Source organism: Nocardioides sp. (genome assembly GCF_036405735.1).
GTDB lineage: Bacteria > Actinomycetota > Actinomycetes > Propionibacteriales > Nocardioidaceae > Nocardioides.
Genome location: NZ_DASWXC010000063.1, coordinates 1 through 21086, shown reverse-complemented (window position 1 = coordinate 21086; position 21086 = coordinate 1). Strand labels below are relative to the sequence as shown.

Genomic DNA, 21086 nt, shown 5'->3' with positions numbered 1-21086 from the left:
CCGGTGCTGCAGGTGTTCGAGTCGGTGCGCGCCTCGCGGTGGGAGGTGCTCTGGCACCTGCGGATCCCGGGCTCGCTGCCCTACCTGTTCGCCGCCCTGCAGATCGTCTTCCCGCTCTCGGTGGTGGGTGCCGTCGTGGCCGAGCTGTCGGCCGCCGGCTCCGCCGCCGGGCTGGGTACGACGATCCAGGTGGCCTCCTCGATGAACCGGCTCGCCACCGTGTGGGCCGCGATCTTCGTCCTCGCGCTGATGGGCTCCCTGCTGCTCCTGTTCGTCACGCTCGTCCAGCGGCGCGCCCTGCGCTGGCACTAGCGACAGCTCGGGCCCGGGCCGGGTGTCCACGCCGCGGAGCCGCCGGCCGGGGTGGCCGGGGGACCCGCCAGACTAGGAGGCATGCGCAACGTCCGGAGGCTGGCCGCGGCCGCCCTGCTCACCCTCGTCGTCGCCGGTCTCGCCGCATGTGGTGACGACTCCGGAAGCCCGGAGGACGCCGGTCGCACCGGCTCGGCCGTCTCCGCCGAGCGCTGCGAGCAGAACGAGGCGGCCGGCACGGTCACCTACCTGTCCGGCTACTACTGGCAGGCCTCCGCCTCGATCCTTGAGGTGATCGCCGCCGACGCGCTGGGCTACTTCACCGACCTCTGCCTCGACGTCCGGCTCCAGCCAGGCCCCGGCGACGTCTCGCAGAACACCAAGCTGCTGGCCAGCGGCCAGGTGAAGATCGGCGGGCTGTCCCAGCAGGACACGATCACCGCCAACGCGAACGGTCTGGAGATCGTCGGCGTCTCGTCGTACTCCGACGCCGGGCTGGACGTCTTGATGACCCGCCCCGACGTCACCGACCTCGCACAGCTGAAGGGCAAGGTGCTGGGCCACAAGGGCTGGGTGCCGATGGGCGTCTCGGCGATGCTGGCCAGCGCCGGGCTGGCGGCCGACGACGTCGAGCAGGTGAAGGTGGGCTACGACCCCACGATCCTGCCGCGCCGCGACGTCGACGCCCTGGTCGGCTTCATCTCCAACGAGCCCGAGCAACTGCGGGCGGCCGGCGAGGAGGTCACCGTCTGGGAGCCCAAGGACTTCGGGGTCCCGGGCTCGATCGGCGCGTTCGCGGCCAACCCGGAGTTCGCCGAGCAGCACCCGACCGCGGTCGAGGACTTCCTGCGGGCGGTGTTCCGCGCCTACCAGTACTGCGCCGAGGACGCGCACGTCGCGGAGTGCATCGGGTTCCAGAACGAGCGGGCCGGCGCCGAGGCCGACCCCGAGCACGAGACGACGGTCTGGACCACCGAGACGCGGGTGATCGCCGAGAACCCGCTGCCGGTGAAGTGGGGCTCGGTCGACCCGGCGAACGTGCGGGCGTTGGCCGGCCTGATCTCGCAGTACGGCGGCGTCGCGGTCACCCCCGACCAGGCCGCGGGCTGGTTCGACTCGTCCTTCGCCGACGCCGTCGTCGACGACAGCGGCACGGTGGTCTGGCCCGCGCCCTGACCCCGGCCGGTTGGCCGGCTGGACGGTTGGTCAGGTGGCCGGCCGGAAGCCGGAGCACATGACCCGCAGGTAGCCGATCCGGTCGCCGTCGGCGCGGTAGTAGGCCTGCTGCGCCGCCACGTGCGGACCCGTGGGCGTCGTGATGCGCAGACGGTAGGCGACGTGGGCGGTGTCGACGACGGGCTCGCCCTCCTGGACCTCCTCGAGCGCGTCGATGCGGTCCTCCTCCTCGAACCAGTGGCCGAGCAGCACCTCGAGCACCTCGTCGGGCGAGCCGCCCTCCCACAGCCGCCGTGGCGTGAGCCCGAGGAAGTCCACATCGTCGGTCAACACCGCCCGCAGCGCGTCGACGTCCTTGGCGGCGAGTGCCTGCGCGAACCGCGCACCGGGGCTGATCACTGGCCCAGCATCCACCCGTGCGCCGCCGGGCGCCAGGGTTTCCATGTCTGGGTCAGGACAGGCGCCAGGCCTTGCGGGAGGCCGGACGCTCGGCGTCGGAGCGCTCGATGCAGAGCTCGTTGCCCTCCGGGTCAGCGAGGGTGACCCAGCCGGTGCCGTCGGGCTTGCGGTGGTCGCCGACCAGGGTCGCGCCGAGGGCGAGCGCCTGCTCGACCTGCTCGTCGCGGGTTCGGTCGGTCGGCACCAGGTCCAGGTGCACCCGGTTCTTCGCGGTCTTCCCCTCCGGCACGGGGATGAAGAGCAGCGACTGGACGTCGTGCGCGGGGAAGTGCGGCGCCACGAGCACCTCGGGGTCGTCGTCGTAGAAGACCTGCCAGCCGAGCAGCTCGGCCCAGAAGCCCGCGAGCGTGCGAGCGTCGGCGCAGTCGAAGGTGATGTTGTTGATGAGGACGGTCACGGGTGCAGCCTGGCGGTCCCGGCTCGCGTCGGCCAGTCCTTATCCGGCCGGCGGTGCGAGGAACGGCGCCACTGTCCGCGGTGTCGCCCGGGCGGCGAGCGCCACCGCCTCCTCGAGCGGCAGGTCGGGCACGTCGAGATGCTCGGGGCCGGCCGCCGTCGTCGCGGTGAGGGTCGCCAGGCCCAGCCGGCGGTCCCAGAGCGTCTGGCGCACCCGCCAGCCCACGATGGCGTCGGCCTCGAGAGCGGCACGCCTCGTCGTGAACGCGCCGACGCGGGAGACCAGGTAGCGCTGCGTCACCGCGTGGCCGAGGCGACGCCAGCGGAGCTCGGCGACGACCCCGCCCAGCGCCAGCCAGCACGGGACGACGATCGCCGGGACCCACCACAGCGCGACGTCCCAGGACCGTTCGGCTGCGGCGGCCGTCACCAGCAGGAGTGCCGCAAGCAGGAGCGAGGTCAGCGCGTTGCGCACGTGGTAGCGGCGTCGCGGACGCGGCCCGTGGCCCGTCAGCGGGGCCTCCATGGCGTCGCGCTCGCCGAGCACGTCCGCGGCGACCACGAGGGCGGTCGCACGGGGCGCCGTGGGCAGGACGTCGGGCTCGTTGTCGTCCAAGCCGGTCGCGAGCAGCGCCAGCTCCGCCCCGCCGGCGACCCCGACCAGCAGCGGCGTGGTCACGACGGCGCCGCGCACCTTGGCCTCCTCGACCGTCGCCTCACGCTGGGTGAGCAGGCCGAAGGTACGCCGCAGCGTGGTGCCGTCCCGGCCCGGCTCGCGGGTCACCCGCAGACCGCCCCACCGGACCGCGAAGCCGAGACAGGCGGCCGGCACCCACAGCGCCAGCGTGCCGAGGAGCGCCCCGGCGAGGGCGAGCAGCCCGAACCGCGTGACCAGATCCCAGACGCCGTCGATCTCGCCGTCCTCGATGCCCAGCGCGGGCAGGTCCGGGGTCACCGGCAGCAGCTCGCCGACCTGGCTGGCCAGGGCGGCGAGCGCCGCCACCACGATCAGCAGGTTGCGCAGGTTCAGTGGGGCGAACCGCAGCCACGACCAGTCCAGCCGTGCCAGCTCGGTGACCTCGGGCGCCGCGGCGCCGACGGTGGCGTCCGGTGCGGCGTGGAGCAGCGCCCGGCGCAGCGCCTCGGCGTCGGCCACCGAGAGCGCGTTGAGCTCGATCTGCCCCTCGTCGACGCCGGTGCCGACGGCGACCTTGGTCAGGCCGAGCACCCGGTGCAGCAGGTTGGCCTCGAGCTGGACGCCGCGGACCCGGTCGAGCCGGGCGGTCACGGTGCTGCGGTTGAGGATCCCGCGGCGGACCTCCAGATGGGTCGCGGTGACGCGGAACTCCGTGGTGAGCCAGGGCAGCAGCCCGACGAGGACGGCGGCGCCGAGCGCCGCGGGCAGCAGCACCAGCGCGCCGACGCCCGTGCTGGCGAGGCCGACCAGGCCCGCGATCGCCGGTACGCCGGCCTGGCGGATCACCGTCACCGGGGCGGTCAGGACACTCCTGACATCGAGGCGGCGCCAGCCGTCGTACTCGCTCACGTGGCGTCCTCCGGCGTCGCCGCCGTGATCGCGACCAGCCGGGCGACCAGGTCCTGCGCGACCGGGTCGTCGAGGCAGGCGATGGCCACGGTGCCGGCCGCCGAGGCGGTCTGCACGGTCACCGTCCGCAGGCCGAAGAGCCGCATCAGCGGCCCCTGGGTGGAGTCGACGGTCTGCACCCGTGAGAGGGGCACGATCTCGTCGACCCGGGTCAGCCAGCCGTGCCGCACGTGGACGGCGATGTCGGTGACGTCCCACCGGTGCACCCGGTGACGGATGCCGGGCGCGACGGTCACCCACGGCAGCGTCGCCAGCACGGCGACGGCGGCGACCACGATGACCAGCGCGCGCCACCCGTCGGTCAGGAACAGCGCCACCACGACCGCGACGACGGCGGCGATCCAGACCACGGCGGCGTTGAGGACGGCGGTCAGCCGCCAGTACGACGGCGCCTTGTCCGAGACCCGGTGGGCGGGCTCGCGGAGGCGGTGGGGTGGCAGCGCGGTCACGGCGGGAAGCCTTCCACACCCACGATTCCCCGGCCCGTCGGAACCGCCCGTAGAGTTGCCCGCCGTGGCTCTCACCATCGGCATCGTCGGCCTGCCCAACGCTGGCAAGTCCACGCTCTTCAACGCGCTGACCAAGAACAACGTGCTCGCCGCGAACTACCCGTTCGCAACCATCGAGCCGAACGTCGGCGTCGTCGGCGTCCCCGACGACCGGCTCGCGCGGCTCGCCGAGATCTTCGGCTCGGAGCGGATCCTCCCGGCCACCGTGGAGTTCGTCGACATCGCCGGCATCGTGCGCGGTGCCTCGCAGGGCGAGGGCCTGGGCAACAAGTTCCTCGCCCACATCCGCGAGTCCGCCGCCATCTGCCAGGTCACCCGCGTCTTCCGCGACGAGGACGTCACCCACGTCGACGGCAAGGTCGACCCGGGCTCCGACATCTCCACGATCCAGACCGAGCTGATCCTCGCCGACCTGGAGACGGTCGAGAAGGCGATCCCGCGGCTGGAGAAGGAGGCGCGCGGCAAGAAGGAGCTGGCCGCGAACCTCGACGCCGCCCGCGAGGCGAAGGCCGCGCTGGAGGCCGGTACGCCGATCATCGCCACCTCGATCGACCGGGCGCTGATCCGGGAGCTGTCGCTGCTGACGGCCAAGCCGTTCATCTACGTCTTCAACTGCGACAGCGACGAGCTGGCCGACGAGTCGCTCAAGAACACCATGCGCGAGCTGGTCGCCCCGGCCGAGGCGATCTTCCTGGACGCGAAGTTCGAGTCCGAGCTGATCGAGCTCGACGACGAGGAGGCCGCGGAGTTCCTGGCCGAGGCCGGTGTCGCCGAGCCCGGCCTGGAGGTGCTCGCCCGGGTCGGCTTCGACACGCTCGGCCTGCAGACCTACCTCACCGCCGGGCCCAAGGAGGCCCGCGCCTGGACCATCCGCAAGGGGGCGACCGCCCCCGAGGCCGCCGGCGTCATCCACACCGACTTCCAGAAGGGCTTCATCAAGGCCGAGGTCGTCTCCTTCGACGACCTCGTCGAGACCGGCTCGATGGCCAAGGCCAAGGAGGCCGGCAAGGTCCGCATGGAGGGCAAGGACTACGTCATGGCCGACGGCGACGTCGTGGAGTTCCGCTTCAACGTCTAGCACCGGCTGTGTCGGCACACGTCACCACGAGCCCTTCGTCTGCGACGACTGACGACTGGGCTGGTGTCAGGCGTCGCGCGGTGCGTACATGATCACGGCGACACCGACGAGGCAGATCAAGGCTCCGGTGACGTCGTAGCGGTCCGGCTTGAAGCCGTCCATCACCATGCCCCACACCAGGGAGCCTGCGACGAAGACCCCGCCGTACGCGGCGAGGATGCGGCCGAAGTGGGCGTCGGGCTGGAGGGTGGCCACGAACCCGTAGACGCCGAGCGCGACGATGCCAACGCCGATCCAGACCCAGCCCTTCTGCTCGCGTACGCCCTGCCACACCAGCCACGCACCGCCGATCTCGGCAACGGCGGCGGCGGTGAAGAGCAGGATCGAGCGGGCGTAGTCCATGCCGGGATTCTCCCCATGCTCCCGCGCTGCTGCCCCCTGCGCTCGTCAGGTGATCTCGCCGGGCTGGTCGGGCTGACCTGGGTACCGGAGGCACGCCGACGCGCGAGCGATGCTCCGCTTCAACGTCTGAACCGGTGCGTCAGGCGATCGTGGCCAGGACGGTCGGCTCGAGCAGGACGAGCCCGGCCAGGGCTGCCAGCAGGACGCCCAGGGCCTGGCTCAGGCGCTCCCCGTGACGGGTGATCTTCTCGATCGCGATCACGGCTGCCACGACGCCCATCCACACGAGGCTCATGACGCCCAGCGCGAGCAGGACCGCCATCAGTGCCCAGCAGCACCCGAGGCAGTACCCGCCGTGCGCCAGGCCGGCGCGAACCGCTCCCGTGCGACTGGCCACGGCGCGCGGCCCGTGCTGCAGGAGGAGCAGGTTCGGCGATCGGCAGTGTCGCAGGCAGACCCGCTTCAGCGGGGTCAGCTGGTAGATCGCCGCTCCGGCGAGCACGGCCGCACCGGCGCGCGACACCGTCGTGGGTGACCCTGTCGAGAGCTCCTCGAAGCCGCGCCACACCAGATAGGCGAGGACGCCCGTGGTGGCCCACACCGCGAAGTAGCCGAGGGTCAGCAGCGCGGTGCCGGATCGGCCGGCCCCTCCGACCCGCATCAGCCGACTGACGCCGATCGTGAACGGCACCAGGCTGGGCAGCATCATCGCGGCCATCATCACGATCCAGGTGGCCAGGAAGAAGGCGGCGCTCATCTGCTCCGCCGGCATCATGTCGTCTATCGGCTCGGCGCCGGTGAGGATCCCGGCGCGCATCTCCGGTGTCCCCAGCAGATGCGTGAGCAACCAGGCCGCGGCCGCCAGCGCCACCAGTACGCCGGCGAGGAGTGCCTCGCGTCGCGACCATCGTCGAAGCGCGGGGACCTCTGGCGTGGTGCGCCACGCGGTCGTCACCGGTCCGGCCCACTCCAGTCGAACTCGAAGTGCTTGCTCGAGACACCGCTGCGATCGAAGCTGAAGCCGAACGCGTCGGCGCTGTAGGTGGACACGCCCCACGTCGCGACCTGGCCCGGTCCGACCTCGGCTCCGGGGAGGTGGTGCGACTGGACGCGCGAGCCCTCGGGGGTCGTGGGTCCTCCGAGCGCCTCCACCCTCGCCGATGCCCGCTCCGGTATCTCCACGCTCCACGCCGACAGGTCGTCGGCGATGGACACGTTGATCGGCACGACCTCCATGCCCCGCACCTCCATCGCCGCGATCTCCCCGAACCGGGCAGGCCAGCCGCCCGCCTCCCCGCCGAAGATCGTCTGCAGCGCGCCGAGCTGCTCCTCGTCCGCTGCGGCGTCTATGAAGATGGCGCCGTAGGAGTCCGAGTGCTCGCCCCAGACGTTGCCCACGAACGAGCCGAGCATCGCCACGTTGAGCCCGTCCAGACGGGTGTCGCCGTAGGTGCCCTCGTCGATGTGCCACACCAGCACGCCCTCGCAGTCGCCCGAGGTCGGTGGCTGCGCGAACGAGCAGGGGCACGGCACCGAGCACTTGCAGGCGTCGAACCATTGGCCCTTGAGCCGCCATTCCCGGACCGCATCAGCATTCATGGCACACCTCCGTCGCGTGATGCTGGATCGCCCGTCCCAACACCCCAGCGTGCGCTTCCTACAGCCTCGGGCGACAGGCCGCAGACTGGGTATCTTTCGCCGCATCCCTCGACGCGGTTTTTCGACCCCGGGCGCGGCTGGCGACGTCCCCGGCGCAGCGACCGGCGGTCCGGATTTCCCGCAATCTGGCGATGCCTGCCACGCGCTGAAGCGAGGTGAATGAGGCGGACGGCGCGAGGCTTCTCGGTCAACGCCGGTCAGCGGCGTGCCCCTCGTGTCGAAGGCAAGGAGGGCTTCGATGAAGAGAGCACTAGCGGTGAGCGCGGTCGCCGCGGCAGCGACCGTGATGTTCGCCCCCAGCGCTTCGGCGACGATCCACCCGATCGTGGAGTCGGCGGACTGCGCCAGTCCGACGGCCGACGCGGCTCACCCGTTGGGCGACGTCGCGGACCCGCCCGGCCAGACGCCCGGGTACGGCAGCCACTCGGACACCAGCACCCTGCGGGCCGTCGAGGAGGCGATCGACACGCCCGCCGCGTTCGGTCACAAGCTCGACGGTGAGTGCGGCCACGCGGCTCCCTAGCCACATTCCCGCACGGAGGCGAATGACCAGGCCGGGAGGCCTGGCCCTTTCGCTCCTTCTGTGGGTGGGCGTCAGCAAGCGCCCCGGACGTTGGGCAGTAGGCAGCCGGAGTCGAAGGTCCCCGGGATGCTTGCCGTGATGCCGTTGGTGGTGTCGGTCAGGGTGACGTTCGTGTACGACACCGACGCCAGCCGCAGGGTCTGACCCCCTGGGCAGGTGAGGGACGTCGGCGGCGGCTGAACGGTGAGGGAGCCGACGACGTTGCCGTTCTTGCCGGAGCTGAACGTGCCGGTCGCGCTCACCGGACCGGAGACCGTGGTCTTGTTCGACGCACTCGGGTTGGCACCACCGCGGTTGACGCAGACATAGGTCGCGGTGGCATCGGCGCTGAGAACGTAGGTGATGTTCTGGTTCGTCCCGAGTCCGGCCTCCTTGAAGTTCACCGTGAGGCTGCCGTTGGCGTTCAGGCCACCGCTGGCGCTGATGAAGTGGGGGCTGACCGCCTGGGCCGGCAACGTCGTGGCGAGCACGAGGAACAAGGGTGTGAGCACGAGGAGAAGCAGTCGCTTCATGGTGGAACCTCCTGGCGCGCTCGAGGCGCGCGCGTAGCATGGGAGGGCCGCTCAGCGAGGCGGCCCTCACCTGGAAAGCAGGTGGCGTCCGGGCTCGGCGCTCGACTCGTAGCAGGTCATCAGGGCGCCGGGCTCGGCGTTGGAACGTGATCGGCGTACGTCGTCGCGCACGCCGGCACCGCCCGGCGGCGGGGGAGCGCGCTGCTGCCGGATGCCTGGCTCAGGGATGAGCCGGGTCCGCTGGGTTCCTTGCCGAGAGCTCATCGGAACTCCGAAGACCGAGGGGAGACCAGAAGCGGGGGTAGGGAATGTCTGCGCCCTACGCGCAGGCTCCAAGCGCCCACGGTTCACCGCTCCGATGCCCGCGTCAAGGCCTGCGCCGGGAAGTACCCACATTGGGCGGACCACCAGTCGGGTGGGAATCCGGCCGGCAGGCGGCGCGAACAGCCGTCGGATGAGGCTGCTGTGCATTAGCGTCTGCGCCATGACCCGCACGCTCGATCCGTCGCGGCGGGTGACGGCGTCGACCGTGCGGCTGCTGCTGACGCATGGCGCGCTGATCCTCGTCCCCGTGATCCTGCTGGGCGTCGCGCTGTCGCTCGGCATCAGGAGTACGGCGGAGAGCCGCGGCCTCGCCGAGGGGCGGTCGGCGGCCCTGCTGGTCGCGCAGACCGCGGTGGTGCCGCAGCTCGATGGGCGTCCGCTCAGCGAGGGACTCTCGCGCCGCGAGCGCGCCGCGCTGGCGCGGCTGGTGGACCGCGCCGTCGCGGACGGGCACCTGCTCCGGCTCCGGCTGCGTGACGAGCAGGGCCGGGTGGTGTTCTCCGACGACCACCGACGCGACGCTGAAGCCGACGCCGGAGAGCACGGCGGGTCGGGCGAGAACGAGGAGCTGGCCGAGGCCAGGGCGGGGCGTGTGGCAGCGATGCTGACGCGCGTCAACGCCGACGGCGACGACGCCGGACCGGTCGGGGCGGCCGCCGTCGAGGTCTATCAGCCGCTCACCGCGGGAGACCCGGCCGAGCTGATCGGCGTGCTGGAGACCTATCTGCCGTACGCGCCGATCGACGCGGAGGTCCAGGCCGGTCTCCGGGTCCTCTACCGCGACCTGGCGCTCGGGCTGGCCGGGCTCTTCGTGGTGCTGTTGATCATCACGCTCTCGGTCAGCCGCGGGCTGCGACGCGAGCTGGCGGCGAACGCCTGGCTCGCCCGGCACGACGCGCTCACCGGCCTGCCGAACCGCGACCTGTTCATGGAGCGGGTCGCCGAGGCCGTCGCCTGGGCGAAGAAGAGCGGGCAGCCCGTCGTCGTGGCGGTGGTGGACCTCGACCACTTCAAGGACCTCAACGACACGCTCGGGCACTCGAGCGGGGACGAGTTGCTCGTCACGCTGGCCGACCGCCTCGACGCCGCCGTGGCGTCCTCCGGCACCGTCGCCCGCCTCGGGGGCGACGAGTTCGGCCTCGTCCTGCGGGCCCCGCGGGACGTGCGGGCGGAGCTGGCCCGGCTCGCCGCCGTCCTGCGGGAGGAGGTCGAGGTGGGCGGCCTGCCGCTGGCGGTCGCGCCCAGCCTCGGCTACGTGACGTACGCCGGCGCCAGCACCAGCCCGCAGACGCTGCTGCAGCGTGCCGAGGTGGCGATGTACGCCGCCAAGGCCGGCCATACGGGCATCGCGGAGTACGCCACCGACCTCGAGCGCTTCGTGGCGGCGGACGTGGAGCTGATCGCGGAGCTGCCCCACGGACTCCGTGACGGCCAGCTGACGGTGCACTATCAGCCGCAGCTCGACACGGCGTCGGGTGCGGTCGTCGCCGCGGAGGCGCTGGTCCGCTGGCAGCACCCGGTCTACGGGTTGCTGCCCCCGGGCCGGTTCCTGCCGCTGGCCGAGCAGACCGACCTCATCGAGCGGCTCACCGCCTGGGTGCTGGACGCCGTGCTGGCCCACGCGGCCGAGCTCGCCGCGCGCGGCACGCCCATCCCGATCGCGGTGAACGTCTCGGCGCGCAGCGTGGTGCGTGAGGAGTTCGCCCGCGAGGTGATCGACGCGCTGGCACGCGCCGGCGTACCGGCCTCGCAGCTGGTGGTGGAGGTGACCGAGACAGCGCTGCTCACCAACCCCGCGCGGGCGCGGGCGGTGCTCACGCAGCTCGACGCCACCGGCGTGAACGTCAGCATCGACGACTTCGGTCAGGGGCAGACCTCGCTCGGCTACCTCGCGGAGCTGCCCATCCGCGAGCTCAAGATCGACCGCGCCTTCGTCACCGGCATGAGCGGCGACCGGGCGCGTACCGCGATCGCCCGCTCCGTGGTCGAGCTCGGGCACAACCTCGGCATGCGCGTGGTGGCGGAGGGGGTCGAGACGACCGCCGACCTGGCCGCCGTACGGGACCTCGGGTGTGACCTGGCGCAGGGCTTCCACCTCGGGCGTCCGATGGACTTCGGCGCCCTGGCGGAGCGGCTCGGTGGCACCGGCGTGCTCGTGGGCGCGACGCCCGACTGACGCGGCGGTCTACCGCCGCTGCACCCGGGCAGGGGTGCTGGCCGACGGCAACGGGTCCGCGCTGGGCCTCACGGCGGTTGGTTGAGTGTGTCGGAGGGTGACTCGCCGAAGGCCTGCCGGTAGGAGGCGGCGAAGCGACCCATATGGAGAATCCCGAGGCCGGCCGCGACAGCATTGACCGTGGTGGTGTCGCGGTGAGCCGCCTGGAGTGCCTCCCGGGCTCGGCGCAGACGCACCTGTCGCAGGTAAGTCATGGGTGTCGTGGCGACGTCGCGACGAAACCCCTCCTGGAGTGCCCGCACACTCAAGTGCACCTCGCTGGCGAGGCTGACCGCCGTCCACGGCTCGGAGGGTCGGTCCTCGATCAACTCGACGGCATGCCTGATCGCGGCTCCCATGGGGGCCGGACGGTCGTGGACCATGGCGTCGGTGTGGTTGTGCTTCTGGCCGAGCAGAAGGCCATCGATCACCAGCCGCTCCAGGTGTCTCCCTACGAGTGGGTTCTGGCCCATGTCCGTGGGTCTGTCGAGCTCGTCCACGAGCAGTTCCAGGACCGTCCGCCAGCGGCGTCCTAGAGGGTTGCTCAGGTCCGCGGCGAAGTCGAAGATGAGGCGACCTCGGAGATGTCGGCCGAGCAACTTCTCCAGCTCGGCTTCGAGAGCGTCTTGCGGAATCATGAGGCACAGCTGTTGGGCGTGGGGTGACCACGAGATCTCGGCGGGCTCGTTCGGTGGGAACACAAGCCCCTCGCCGGGACCTGTCGTCGCGGGCTCACCGCTTCCGCTCTTGGAGAGCACCCGCCCGCGCAGCGGGATGTTCACATGGACGTTCTGTGCGTCGGCTGTGCGGAGACGCACCTCGCGCGCGTAAGACAACTGGCCAACCGTGAGTGCCCCCAGCCGTAGGCCGGCCACCTCCATCCCAAGGGGCACGGACCCCTTGCGGAGCTCGAGCCGGTTCGGAAGGTAGAGCTTGCTGACAACGGTCTCGGCCTCATCGCGGTCGTCGGTCGCACACCGGAGGTGAGGGGTGGGTCGTGGTCGCGGCGAGTCCGGACTCGGCCCACCGCACCCCGCCGCAGCGGCGCTCATGCCACCTTCTCCATGCTGTGGTCCTCTGAGCGCCCGAACTGCTGACTGTGCCGAAATCGCAGCGGATTCGCGAGCGCCCGTGTGATCTGGGGTTGACCGCTCATCCCATGGTCCTGTGGATCCTAGACAACGTGGACAACCCGAGGCTTCGTGAGCCGGGTAGCGCTGTTGTGTGTCCGAACTGCGCAGAGCCGGCCGACACGATGCGCAGCCCGACGTCTTGGGGCGTCATTGTGAGGGCGAGGGGTTCGCTTCCGGCACCCCTCGTGATGCCTTGCGTCTATCCCCCAAGACGGCCGGCGTCACTGGTGGCGCCTTGAGCACCTGCCCGCAGGCAGGGCGGGGCGCCACCAGTCCCGCCGCCGGACGTCCGCAACAACGCTGGTGCCGGGGCCTGCTGGACGTGACGAAGGAGTGCGGGTGACGGAGAAGAGGGTGCGGATGCGTCCGAGTTCGGGCGACGCAGCGGCACCGCTCACCAGGATGCTGTCCGGAAGCGGCGTTCATCTCTGGGCCGGGTATTCGCACGCTCATCCCATCCGTGCGGCGGTAACCGTCGGGACCGCTCTAGCGGGCGCGTGGGTCGGGTGCCTCGCGCTAGGCGGATCGCACAGCGTCGGGCCACACCTGTTCTACGTCGGGATCGTTCTCGCCGCCGTTCGGTTCACCTGGCCTGTGACGGCCACCGTCGCGGTCGGCGCCGGAGTGCTGGCCGGACCACTGCTGCCCGCTGACGTTTCCCTGAACCTGGCACAGGACCCCGGCGCATGGATGCTGCGGCTGGGTGTGTTCGTGACGATCGGAGTCCTGTTCGCGCTGCTCGTCGAGAACCCCGAAGCGACGTTTCGAAGCCGACTGTTGGACGCTGTGGTGTCGGTACGGCTGCTTCGAGCCCTCAGGGCCGGTGAAATCGACGTGGTCTACCAGCCGATCTATCGAGTGCGGGACGAGCGTCTGGTCGGCTTCGAGGCGCTCGTCCGTTGGCGCCAGCGCCACCCTGCGGTGGGACACGCGAACTCCAACACCTTCATCTCGACCGCCGAACGAACCGGCGCGATCGCACACATCGACGAATACGTCCTGGGCAAGGCCATCGCCGAGGCAAGCGACTGGCCGAACCGGACACAGGCCGTATACGTATCGGTGAACCTCTCGGCGACAACGCTGACGAGTCCGCAACTGGTAGCGAAGATCGACCGGATGCTCGGCGATGCGAGACTGCCCCCGCACCTGCTTCAGGTCGAGATCACCGAGTCGGCACTCATCGACGATCTCCCCGACGCCGTCCGCCAGATCTCGGCTCTGCGCGCACTCGGCGTGACGGTTGCCATCGACGACTTCGGCTCGGGCCGGGCATCCCTGAACTACCTCCAGAGCCTCCCTGTCGACGTCGTCAAACTCGACCGGAGCATCGTCGCGGCTGCCACCTCCGATGATCGCAGTCGCCGACTGCTGGACGGCGTCAGCCACATGTGCGAGCTGCTCGACCTGCAGATCATCGCCGAGGGCGTCGAACGCGCCGACCAGTTCGCACGTCTGAAAGAGATCGGGATTCCGATGGCGCAGGGCTTCTTTCTAGGTCGCCCAGCCCCTGTTGGCGAGATCCGCACCCTGCTCAGCAAGTCGGCGTCACGTTGACCACCCGGAGGGTAGGAGTGGCCCAGCAGGGCCGTCTGTCGGCGAGCGTGTCTGCGCGACCCACCACGAGCAAGCGCCGACTGCCGGGTGCAACAAATCGAGACACGTCGAAGGGTCGACGAAAGAGTCCTGTTCAGGGAGCGGCGACCACGCCCGAACCGGTCGGCCCGATCTATCGGGTCGCCTCCTACACCGTCTACCCGTCGAACTTCGACGAGTTCGAGGGCGCGGCCAAGGAGCAATGGTGCCTGTCGGTGGTGGACGCAGGGAACGGCTGGGCGATTCGGCGGGGCGACATGTGTCTCAACATCGCCATGCAGTGGGAGCAGGAACGCGCAACTGTGCTCTGCGACGGGCACTTCCTTCGGCGCTGTCGCTACAACGAGCATGCTGCGCTGCTACGTGCCAGACGAGTTGTGGACAGGCTGGAAGTAGGCGGGATGACGTTCGATGAGTACGTCAGCACGCTGGCGACGCCGCCGGCCGACTAGGTCACGAGCACATCGCCAGCCGTAGCAGCCGCTCAACGACATACGGCGACTAGGCTCCCGCCCATGCCACGACCGATCACGATCCTCGTCGAGGGCGACTCCGACAAGGCGGCCGTGGAGGCCCTGGCGCCGCGCTACGGCATCGACCTCGAGACCGAGGAGATCGAGGTCGTCAGCATGGGGGGAGCCGGCAACGCCGGCCGCTTCATCGCCGAGAAGGCGGCCGAGGGTCGCCGGGTCGGTGGTCTCTACGACGAGGGTGAGGAGCGCTTCTTCGCGCGCGCCCTCAACCGGCAGGACGGTGAGGACCTGAGCCGGCAGGGCTTCTTCGCCTGCCGCCGCGACCTCGAGGACGAGCTGGTCCGCGCGCTCGGCGTGGTGGCGGTGACCGAGCTCCTGGCGGGTCGCGGTGAGCTGGCCGGCTTCCGCTCCTTCCAGAACCAGGACGCGCACCGCGCCGACGAGGCCGGCGAGCAGCTGCGGCGCTTCATCGGCGCCAACGGAGCCCGGAAGCGGACCTATGCGACCGCGATGGCCGAGGCCGTCCCGCTCGAGGACATCCCCGAACCGCTGACCGGCCTGCTGAACTGGATCTGGGGCGCCTGATGACCCAGCCCCCGGTGACGCCCGTCATCGTGCACACCGACGGTGGCTGTACGCCGAACCCCGGGCCCGGCGGCTGGGGCGCGGTGCTGAGGTACGGCGCCCACGTCCGCGAGCTGTACGGCGGCGAGGCCGGTGCGACGACGAACAACCGGATGGAGCTCACCGCGCCAATCATGGCGCTGGAGTCGCTCAACCGGCGGTGCACCGTGCGGATCTACACCGACAGCACCTACGTCCGCAACGGGATCACCACATGGCTGGCCGGCTGGATGCGCAACGGCTGGCGCACGGCCGCGAAGCAGCCGGTCAAGAACGTCGACCTGTGGCAGCGGCTGCAGCAGGCCTGCGCGAGCCACGAGGTCGAGTGGTTCTGGGTGAAGGGCCACGCCGGCGTCGCCGACAACGAGCTCGCCGACGAGCTGGCGACGCGGGGGATGCGCGAGGCGATGGCCACCGCGTGAGAGCTCGCTGTCGAGCATCGTGTCCAGCAGGCCGCCCTAGGAAGTCGCCCTAGGAATTCGCGCAGCACGTAGCGTCGGACCATGGCGCTCGCCGTACTCCTCGCCTTCGGGATCCAGGCGGCCGTCGGGGTGGTCCTCCTCACCGGATGGTGGCGGCACGGACGGGCCTCGAAGGCCGTGGTGGCCGCGCACGTCGGCCCGGCACTGCTGGCGTTCGCGCTGTGGGCGGTCTTCGTGCTCGACGGCTCCGTGGGCTGGGGCTGGGCCTCCCTGGGGGTGCTCACGGTCGCCAACACTTTCGGGGACGAGCTGCTGCGGGCGAGGGCGCGGCGACTGGTCGGGCGACGGTCCTTCTGGCGGGACTACGGCGCCGCGGTCGTGGCTGTCCTGCGCGGCCGGTTCCCGAGGCCGGTGACCTTCCACGCCCTCTTCGCCGGAGTCGTCTACTTCGGCTCGTTGGTCGTGTGCCTCGTCGAGACCCTGTGAGGCCGAGACCCGGGTGGTCGCCGGTCGCTCCTCACCACGCGTCGCCGGGCCGGTCCTCACAGGTGATCGCAGCGCTGAGGTCGGCGCCGCGGCTCGGCCCGAACCGCAGCACCATCAGGGCGTCGTCCTCCTCGAGGGAGCGCACCGGCCCCTGCGCCGTCAGCACGTACGACGGCCCGCGCCATCGCTCCCAGCCGAGCCGCTCGTAGAAGCCGTGGGCTCCGGTGGCCAGGACGCCGAAGGACCACCGGCGGCGCAGCTCGGGCTCGAGCGCCCGCATGACGCGCGTCCCGAGGCCGCATCCCTGGTGGCCCGGCAGGGCGGCGACCGCCTCGACATAGCCGGTCGCGAACGCCTGCTCGCCCACCCGGATGGTGCGCGGCACCGCGCTCGCGTGCGCGAGCACGGTGGAGCCGTCGCGGAGGAGCACGTGCACGCCGCCGAAGGCGTGGTCGGCGTCGTCGTCGCTGAAGCCGTCGAACGCCGTGGCCCACAGCCGCCGCAACGCCGACACCGTGCCGTCGTCGAGACCCGCGCTCGTCGCGATCACCAGCTCCACGCACTCACCGTGCCATAACTCGCGGTGCCATAAATCGGGTGCGGCGGCGCGCCGCCCGCCACTACCCTTCGCACCGTGACGAGCTACTGGTTCAAGCGCAGGCGGTACGGCTGGGGCTGGGTCCCCGTGACCTGGCAGGGCTGGGCCGTGATCATCGGCTTCGTGGTGCTCGTGGTCGGTGGCGCTCTGACGCTGGGGGAGGCCGACGACGGCGTCGCCGGCTTCCTGGTCTACGTCGCGGTGCTCGTCGTCGCGCTCTTCGCGATCAGCCGGGTCAAGGGTCCGAGCCCGCGCTGGCGCTGGGGTCGCACGGACGCCGACGACCCCGCCACGGACCACTGATCAGGCGGCCTGCGGCCGGCTGACCCCGGGTGCGAGCAGCGCGCCGGCGATCTGCCACATGTCGTCGGTCAGCGCCGTGGGGCGCAGCGTCTGCGGGTCGAGGTTGACCAGAGTGCGGCCGCCCTCGGCGTGCATCACGGTGTGGTCGGGTGAGAGCACGGCGAACTCGTAGCGCACGCTGGTGCGCCCGGCGTGCCCGATCCAGAAGTGCACGTCGACCTCGCCGGCGCCGAGCACCGGCAGGTGGTAGGTCACGGCCAGCTCTCGGATGACCTGGATCGAGCGGCTCGGGTCGACCGACCAGCCCGCCTCGGTCCAGTAGTCGAGGACCGCGTGGTCGAACAGCGTCGCGTACCGGGCGTGGTACAGCATCCCGAAGCCGTCCAGATCGTCGACGTAGAGCCGCATCCGGCGTACCGCTCCAATGCTGGTGTCCATCATGTCCGCCTCTCCAGATATACGACCGATCGGTCGTGATGCTTCGATGCTAGAGCGGGACAGGCCTATACGTCCAGTCGGTCGTATAGGCTGGTGGGCATGAGTGACGGCAGACGCGCCCGCGGTGACGCGACCCGGCGTACGGCGGCCCGCAGCGCCGCCATGACGGCGACCGTGACCGGCCTGGACTCCATCACCGTCGGCGGGCTCGCCGCCGAGACGGGGCTCAGCAAGAGCGGCATCCTCACCGTCTTCGGCAACCGGGAGGCGATCCAGCTGGCCGCGGTCGCCGAGGCGCGGCACATCTACGTGGACACGGTCGTAACGCCGGTGTGGCACCTGCCCGCCGGCCGTGAGCGGCTGCTGGCCTTCCTCGACGGCTGGATCGGCTACGTGCGGGCCCGGACGTTCCCGGGCGGCTGCTTCCTGGCCTGCGCGTCGGTGGAGTACGGCCACCGCGAGGGCCCGGTAGCCGACGCCGTCCGCACCCTCAAGCAGGAGTGGCTCGACCTCCTCGAGCGCGAGCTGCGGGCCGCCGGCGCGGCCGACCCCGAGGACGGTGCCTTCCGCATCGACGCCTACCTCACCGCCGCCAATGCCCGGTTCCAGCTGTTCGGCGACGACGCGGTCCTCGAGCGTGCCCGCCGGCTCGCCGCCGCTGTCGTCGAGGGCTGAGGGAGGGCTCAGGCTCAGGCAGGTGACGGCGCCGCGACGGAGTGGCAGATTGGCAGCCATGCCCCGCATTCCGCCGCCGGTCTATCTCCTCGCCGGTCTGGTCACCCAGCGCGCGCTCGTGCCGGAAGCACGCGCGGGCCGGCTGGGCACAGCAGCCGCGGCTGCGCTCGCCGCCGGCTCGGTCGGCCTCCTGGCCAGCGCCGACGTCGCCTTCCATCGCCACGCGACCACCATCAACCCGCTCGACCCCGCCAAGGCCAGCGCGATCGTCACCGACGGTCCTTTCCGCTTCACCCGCAACCCCATGTACGTCGGCATGGCGGGCCTGCTCGCCGCGCACGCGGTCCGTCGTGGCGGGCTGCTGCCGCTGCTGCCGGTGGCGGCGTTCGTCGGCGTCATCGACCACCTCCAGATCGCCGCGGAGGAGAGGGCGCTCGCCGACAAGTTCGCCGGCGAGTACGAGGCCTACCTCAACCGCGTCCCCCGCTGGCTCGGCCCGCCCCGCTGACGCGCCCCCGGCTGTTGGAGCTAACGGAGCTCGCGGCGGGGGCCGAGGTCGGCGCGGCGGTCGGCCCACATCCGCTGCGACGCGCGCACCTCGGCGACCCGGGCCGGGTCGAGGTCGGCCACCGTCAGGCCCTCGACGCCCTCGGGGGCGCGGGCGACGAGGCGGCCCTCGGGATCCCAGACGCCGGCGCCGCCGATGAAGTCGTACGGCGCGCCGAGCAGCCCGGCGAAGACGACGTAGATGCCGTTGTCGAGCGCGCGGGCGGCGTAGTGCAGGTCGCGCCGGGCCGCCCCGCCGGGGAAGTACGCGCCGCTGTTGAGGTAGGCCGTCGCGCCGTCGGCGGCTGCGGCCGCGGCGTGCTCGGGGAAGTTCGCGTCGTAGCAGACCGACAGACCCACGCGCGTGCCGTCCACGACCAGCGTGGTGCCGTGGTCGCCGGCCGTGAACCAGCGGCGCTCCTCGGCGTACAGGTGCTGCTTGGCGTACGCCGGCTCCGGGCTCGCTCCCGGCCGGAGGACCAGCTGCACCAGGGCGGCCGAGCGCCCGTCCCGGAGCGGGGTGTTGAGCAGGGCGACCGTGCCGGTTGCTTCCACGGCGGCCTGTGCCGGAGCCAGCCAGCCGAGGTCGTCCGCGGACGGCAGCGTCCCGGCGAACGCGGCGGGGGAGTAGCCGGTGGTGAACGCCTCGGGGAAGACGACCAGCTCCGCGCCGGAGTCCGCGGCGGCGCGGATCCAGCCGGCAGCGGCGGCCACGTTGTGCTCGACCTCGCCGGGCGCCGCCTCGGCCTGTACCGCCGCTACCCGCAGAGTCACGGCGCGCACGCTACTGCAGCCCTAGGATCGCGCCATGACGGACACCGCAGACATCCTCGTCGTGGGCGCCGGCCTGGCCGGGCTGGTGGCGGCCGCGGAGGCGGCCGACGCCGGCCGGACCGTGGTGCTCGTCGACCAGGAGGGCGAGCAGAGCCTCGGCGGCCAGGCGTTCTGGAGCCTCGGCGGGCTGTTCCTCGTCGACAGCCCCGAGCAGCGGCGGATGGGCATCAAGGACTCCCGTGAGCTCGCGCTGCAGGACTGGATGGGCAGTGCCCAGTTCGACCGCGACGAGGACCTGTGGCCGCGCCGCTGGGCCGAGGCGTACGTCGACTTCGCGGCCGGCGAGAAGCGGTCGTGGCTGCGCGCCATGGGGCACCGCACGTTCCCGGTCGTGGGCTGGGCCGAGCGCGGCGACGGCCGCGCCGACGGCCACGGCAACTCGGTGCCGCGCTTCCACATCACCTGGGGCACCGGTCCCGGCGTCGTGGCGCCGTTCGAGCGACGGGTGCGGGCGCACGTCGAGGCTGGCCGGATCCGGTTCGCGTTCCGGCACCGCGTGGACGAGGTGATCGTCGAGGGCGGCGCGGCCGTCGGGGTCCGGGGCAGGGTGCTGGAGCCCTCCGCCGTGGACCGCGGACGGGCCAGCAGCCGCATCGAGACCGCCGACTTCGAGCTGCGCGGTCAGGCCGTGATCGTCACCAGTGGCGGCATCGGCGGCAACCACGACCTGGTGCGCAAGGCCTGGCCCGCGCGGCTCGGCGAGCCGCCGCGGAGCATGGTCAGCGGCGTCCCCGCCCACGTCGACGGCCGGATGATCCAGATCACGCGCGACGCCGGCGCCCGGATCATCAACGAGGACCGGATGTGGCACTACGTCGAGGGCATCCGGAACTGGGACTCGATCTGGCCCAACCACGGCATCCGGATCCTGCCCGGCCCGAGCAGCCTGTGGCTGGACGCGACCGGCCGGCGGCTGCCGGCGCCGTACTTCCCGGGCTTCGACACGCTCGGCACGCTGAAGCACCTGCGCGTCACCGGCTACGACTACTCCTGGTTCGTGCTGACGCAGTCGATCATCGAGAAGGAGTTCGCGCTCTCCGGCTCCGAGCAGAACCCCGACCTCACCGGCAAGGACGTCAAGCTGCTGCTGAGCCGGGTCAAGAAGGGTGCGCCCGGCCCGGTCGAGGCGTTCAAGGAGCACGGCGAGGACTTCGTGGTCGCCGACACCCTCGACGAGCTGGTCGCGGGCATGAACCGGCTCGCCGGCGTCGAGCCGACCGGCCCCCAGGTCGACGCGCGGGCGCTGCGCGCGCTCATCGAGGCCCGGGACCGGGAGATCGACAACCCCTTCGGCAAGGACGCGCAGATCACGGCCATGCACGGCGCCCGCAACTACCGCGGCGACAAGCTGATCCGGGTGGCCAAGCCGCACCGCCTGCTCGACCCCGGGGCCGGTCCGCTCATCGCGGTCAAGCTGCACATCCTGTCCCGCAAGACCCTCGGCGGCCTCGAGACCGACCTGTCGGGGCGGTGCCTGACCAGCGCCGGCACGCCGCTGCCCGGCCTGTACGCCGCGGGCGAGGTCGCCGGCTTCGGCGGCGGCGGCGTGCACGGCTCCCGCTCCCTCGAGGGCACCTTCCTCGGCGGGTGCCTCTTCTCCGGCCGCACCGCGGGCCGCGCCATCGCCGACGCCGTGTAGCGCTCTCCCCACGGGCTCCCCATCGCCCCGCCCCGAGCCGGATGGTTGACTGACGCCACCCTGACCCGCGACGAGGTATCCATGAGCG

The 21086-nt window shown here is 71.6% G+C and carries 26 protein-coding genes; 14 read left to right on the top strand and 12 right to left on the bottom strand.

What is annotated here, in order from left to right; genetic code table 11:
• Both VGE38_RS10125 and VGE38_RS10120 read left to right on the top strand, forming a co-directional pair.
• The coding region (locus tag VGE38_RS10125; RefSeq protein ID WP_331142420.1) for an ABC transporter permease at positions 1–312 on the top strand (312 nt) is incomplete at its 5' end.
• An 81-nt stretch (positions 313–393) separates the two neighbouring features.
• Positions 394–1488, top strand: coding sequence for an ABC transporter substrate-binding protein (locus VGE38_RS10120; RefSeq protein WP_331142419.1), 1095 nt, complete (start codon positions 394–396; stop codon positions 1486–1488).
• Positions 1489–1518: 30 nt separating this feature from the next.
• On the opposite strand, the gene VGE38_RS10115 is transcribed toward VGE38_RS10120, so the two are convergent.
• Genes VGE38_RS10115 through VGE38_RS10100 form a run of 4 tightly spaced genes read right to left on the bottom strand, consistent with a single transcriptional unit; the run spans position 1519 to position 4398 of the window.
• A complete protein-coding gene (locus VGE38_RS10115) occupies positions 1519–1887 on the bottom strand; it encodes a nuclear transport factor 2 family protein (protein WP_331142418.1) in 369 nt (122 codons plus the stop codon).
• A gap of 52 nt (positions 1888–1939) precedes the next feature.
• Positions 1940–2344: a VOC family protein gene (locus VGE38_RS10110; protein WP_331142417.1), complete on the bottom strand. Its 405-nt coding sequence runs from the start codon at positions 2342–2344 to the stop codon at positions 1940–1942.
• A gap of 39 nt (positions 2345–2383) precedes the next feature.
• Complete coding sequence (locus VGE38_RS10105) at positions 2384–3889, bottom strand: PH domain-containing protein (protein ID WP_331142416.1); 1506 nt, start codon at positions 3887–3889, stop codon at positions 2384–2386.
• The gene (locus tag VGE38_RS10100) at positions 3886–4398 is read right to left on the bottom strand and encodes a PH domain-containing protein (protein ID WP_331142415.1); all 513 of its coding nucleotides are present in this window, start codon (positions 4396–4398) and stop codon (positions 3886–3888) included. The genes VGE38_RS10105 and VGE38_RS10100 overlap by 4 nt, the downstream gene beginning before the upstream one ends.
• A 64-nt stretch (positions 4399–4462) precedes the next feature.
• On the opposite strand from VGE38_RS10100, the gene ychF reads away from it, so the two are divergent.
• On the top strand, positions 4463–5536 hold the full coding sequence (gene ychF / locus VGE38_RS10095; protein ID WP_331142414.1) for a redox-regulated ATPase YchF: 1074 nt from the start codon (positions 4463–4465) through the stop codon (positions 5534–5536).
• Positions 5537–5602: 66 nt separating this feature from the next.
• Here the strand turns inward: ychF and VGE38_RS10090 are convergent, their stop codons facing one another.
• The 3 genes from VGE38_RS10090 to VGE38_RS10080 form a co-directional block, all read right to left on the bottom strand.
• Positions 5603–5938, bottom strand: coding sequence for a YnfA family protein (locus VGE38_RS10090; protein ID WP_331142413.1), 336 nt, complete (start codon positions 5936–5938; stop codon positions 5603–5605).
• Between the two features lie 139 nt (positions 5939–6077).
• Positions 6078–6893, bottom strand: coding sequence for a DUF2182 domain-containing protein (locus tag VGE38_RS10085; protein WP_331142412.1), 816 nt, complete (start codon positions 6891–6893; stop codon positions 6078–6080).
• Entirely contained in the window at positions 6890–7537 is a 648-nt protein-coding gene (locus VGE38_RS10080; RefSeq protein WP_331142411.1) for a DUF1326 domain-containing protein, read from the bottom strand. Before VGE38_RS10080 ends, VGE38_RS10085 begins: the two co-directional genes overlap by 4 nt.
• Positions 7538–7835: 298 nt before the next feature.
• Here VGE38_RS10080 and VGE38_RS10075 point away from each other — a divergent pair, with 298 nt between their 5' ends.
• On the top strand, positions 7836–8120 hold the full coding sequence (locus tag VGE38_RS10075) for a hypothetical protein (RefSeq protein WP_331142410.1): 285 nt from the start codon (positions 7836–7838) through the stop codon (positions 8118–8120).
• A 71-nt stretch (positions 8121–8191) separates the two neighbouring features.
• Here the strand turns inward: VGE38_RS10075 and VGE38_RS10070 are convergent, their stop codons facing one another.
• The gene (locus VGE38_RS10070; protein WP_331142409.1) at positions 8192–8692 is read right to left on the bottom strand and encodes a hypothetical protein; all 501 of its coding nucleotides are present in this window, start codon (positions 8690–8692) and stop codon (positions 8192–8194) included.
• Positions 8693–9176: 484 nt separating this feature from the next.
• Between VGE38_RS10070 and VGE38_RS10065 the strand changes: the two genes are divergently transcribed.
• Positions 9177–11192, top strand: a complete 2016-nt coding sequence (locus VGE38_RS10065; RefSeq protein ID WP_331142408.1) for a putative bifunctional diguanylate cyclase/phosphodiesterase — start codon at positions 9177–9179, stop codon at positions 11190–11192.
• A 68-nt stretch (positions 11193–11260) separates the two neighbouring features.
• Here the strand turns inward: VGE38_RS10065 and VGE38_RS10060 are convergent, their stop codons facing one another.
• A complete protein-coding gene (locus tag VGE38_RS10060; RefSeq protein ID WP_331142407.1) occupies positions 11261–12283 on the bottom strand; it encodes an AraC family transcriptional regulator in 1023 nt (340 codons plus the stop codon).
• A gap of 420 nt (positions 12284–12703) precedes the next feature.
• Here VGE38_RS10060 and VGE38_RS10055 point away from each other — a divergent pair, with 420 nt between their 5' ends.
• From VGE38_RS10055 to VGE38_RS10035, 5 genes are all read left to right on the top strand, one after another.
• Positions 12704–13921, top strand: coding sequence for an EAL domain-containing protein (locus VGE38_RS10055; protein ID WP_331142406.1), 1218 nt, complete (start codon positions 12704–12706; stop codon positions 13919–13921).
• Between the two features lie 17 nt (positions 13922–13938).
• Complete coding sequence (locus VGE38_RS10050) at positions 13939–14412, top strand: hypothetical protein (RefSeq protein WP_331142405.1); 474 nt, start codon at positions 13939–13941, stop codon at positions 14410–14412.
• 63 nt (positions 14413–14475) lie between these two features.
• Positions 14476–15018, top strand: coding sequence for a TOPRIM nucleotidyl transferase/hydrolase domain-containing protein (locus tag VGE38_RS10045; protein WP_331142404.1), 543 nt, complete (start codon positions 14476–14478; stop codon positions 15016–15018).
• On the top strand, positions 15018–15479 hold the full coding sequence (rnhA, locus tag VGE38_RS10040) for a ribonuclease HI (RefSeq protein ID WP_331142403.1): 462 nt from the start codon (positions 15018–15020) through the stop codon (positions 15477–15479). Before VGE38_RS10045 ends, rnhA begins: the two co-directional genes overlap by 1 nt.
• 81 nt (positions 15480–15560) lie before the next feature.
• Positions 15561–15965: a hypothetical protein gene (locus VGE38_RS10035; RefSeq protein ID WP_331142402.1), complete on the top strand. Its 405-nt coding sequence runs from the start codon at positions 15561–15563 to the stop codon at positions 15963–15965.
• A 31-nt stretch (positions 15966–15996) separates the two neighbouring features.
• Here VGE38_RS10035 and VGE38_RS10030 read toward each other — a convergent pair whose 3' ends face one another.
• Positions 15997–16524: a GNAT family N-acetyltransferase gene (locus VGE38_RS10030; RefSeq protein ID WP_331142401.1), complete on the bottom strand. Its 528-nt coding sequence runs from the start codon at positions 16522–16524 to the stop codon at positions 15997–15999.
• Positions 16525–16599: 75 nt separating this feature from the next.
• Between VGE38_RS10030 and VGE38_RS10025 the strand changes: the two genes are divergently transcribed.
• Positions 16600–16866: a hypothetical protein gene (locus VGE38_RS10025; protein ID WP_331142400.1), complete on the top strand. Its 267-nt coding sequence runs from the start codon at positions 16600–16602 to the stop codon at positions 16864–16866.
• Here the strand turns inward: VGE38_RS10025 and VGE38_RS10020 are convergent, their stop codons facing one another.
• The gene (locus VGE38_RS10020) at positions 16867–17304 is read right to left on the bottom strand and encodes an acyl-CoA thioesterase (protein WP_331142399.1); all 438 of its coding nucleotides are present in this window, start codon (positions 17302–17304) and stop codon (positions 16867–16869) included. It abuts the gene before it with no gap.
• 99 nt (positions 17305–17403) lie between these two features.
• Here VGE38_RS10020 and VGE38_RS10015 point away from each other — a divergent pair, with 99 nt between their 5' ends.
• Complete coding sequence (locus VGE38_RS10015; protein ID WP_331142398.1) at positions 17404–17979, top strand: TetR/AcrR family transcriptional regulator; 576 nt, start codon at positions 17404–17406, stop codon at positions 17977–17979.
• Positions 17980–18037: 58 nt separating this feature from the next.
• Positions 18038–18487, top strand: coding sequence for a methyltransferase family protein (locus VGE38_RS10010; RefSeq protein ID WP_331142397.1), 450 nt, complete (start codon positions 18038–18040; stop codon positions 18485–18487).
• A gap of 20 nt (positions 18488–18507) precedes the next feature.
• On the opposite strand, the gene VGE38_RS10005 is transcribed toward VGE38_RS10010, so the two are convergent.
• The gene (locus VGE38_RS10005) at positions 18508–19299 is read right to left on the bottom strand and encodes a carbon-nitrogen hydrolase family protein (RefSeq protein ID WP_331142396.1); all 792 of its coding nucleotides are present in this window, start codon (positions 19297–19299) and stop codon (positions 18508–18510) included.
• Between the two features lie 34 nt (positions 19300–19333).
• Here VGE38_RS10005 and VGE38_RS10000 point away from each other — a divergent pair, with 34 nt between their 5' ends.
• Positions 19334–20998, top strand: a complete 1665-nt coding sequence (locus VGE38_RS10000; RefSeq protein WP_331142395.1) for an FAD-binding dehydrogenase — start codon at positions 19334–19336, stop codon at positions 20996–20998.
• The last annotated feature ends 88 nt before the right edge of the window (positions 20999–21086 follow it).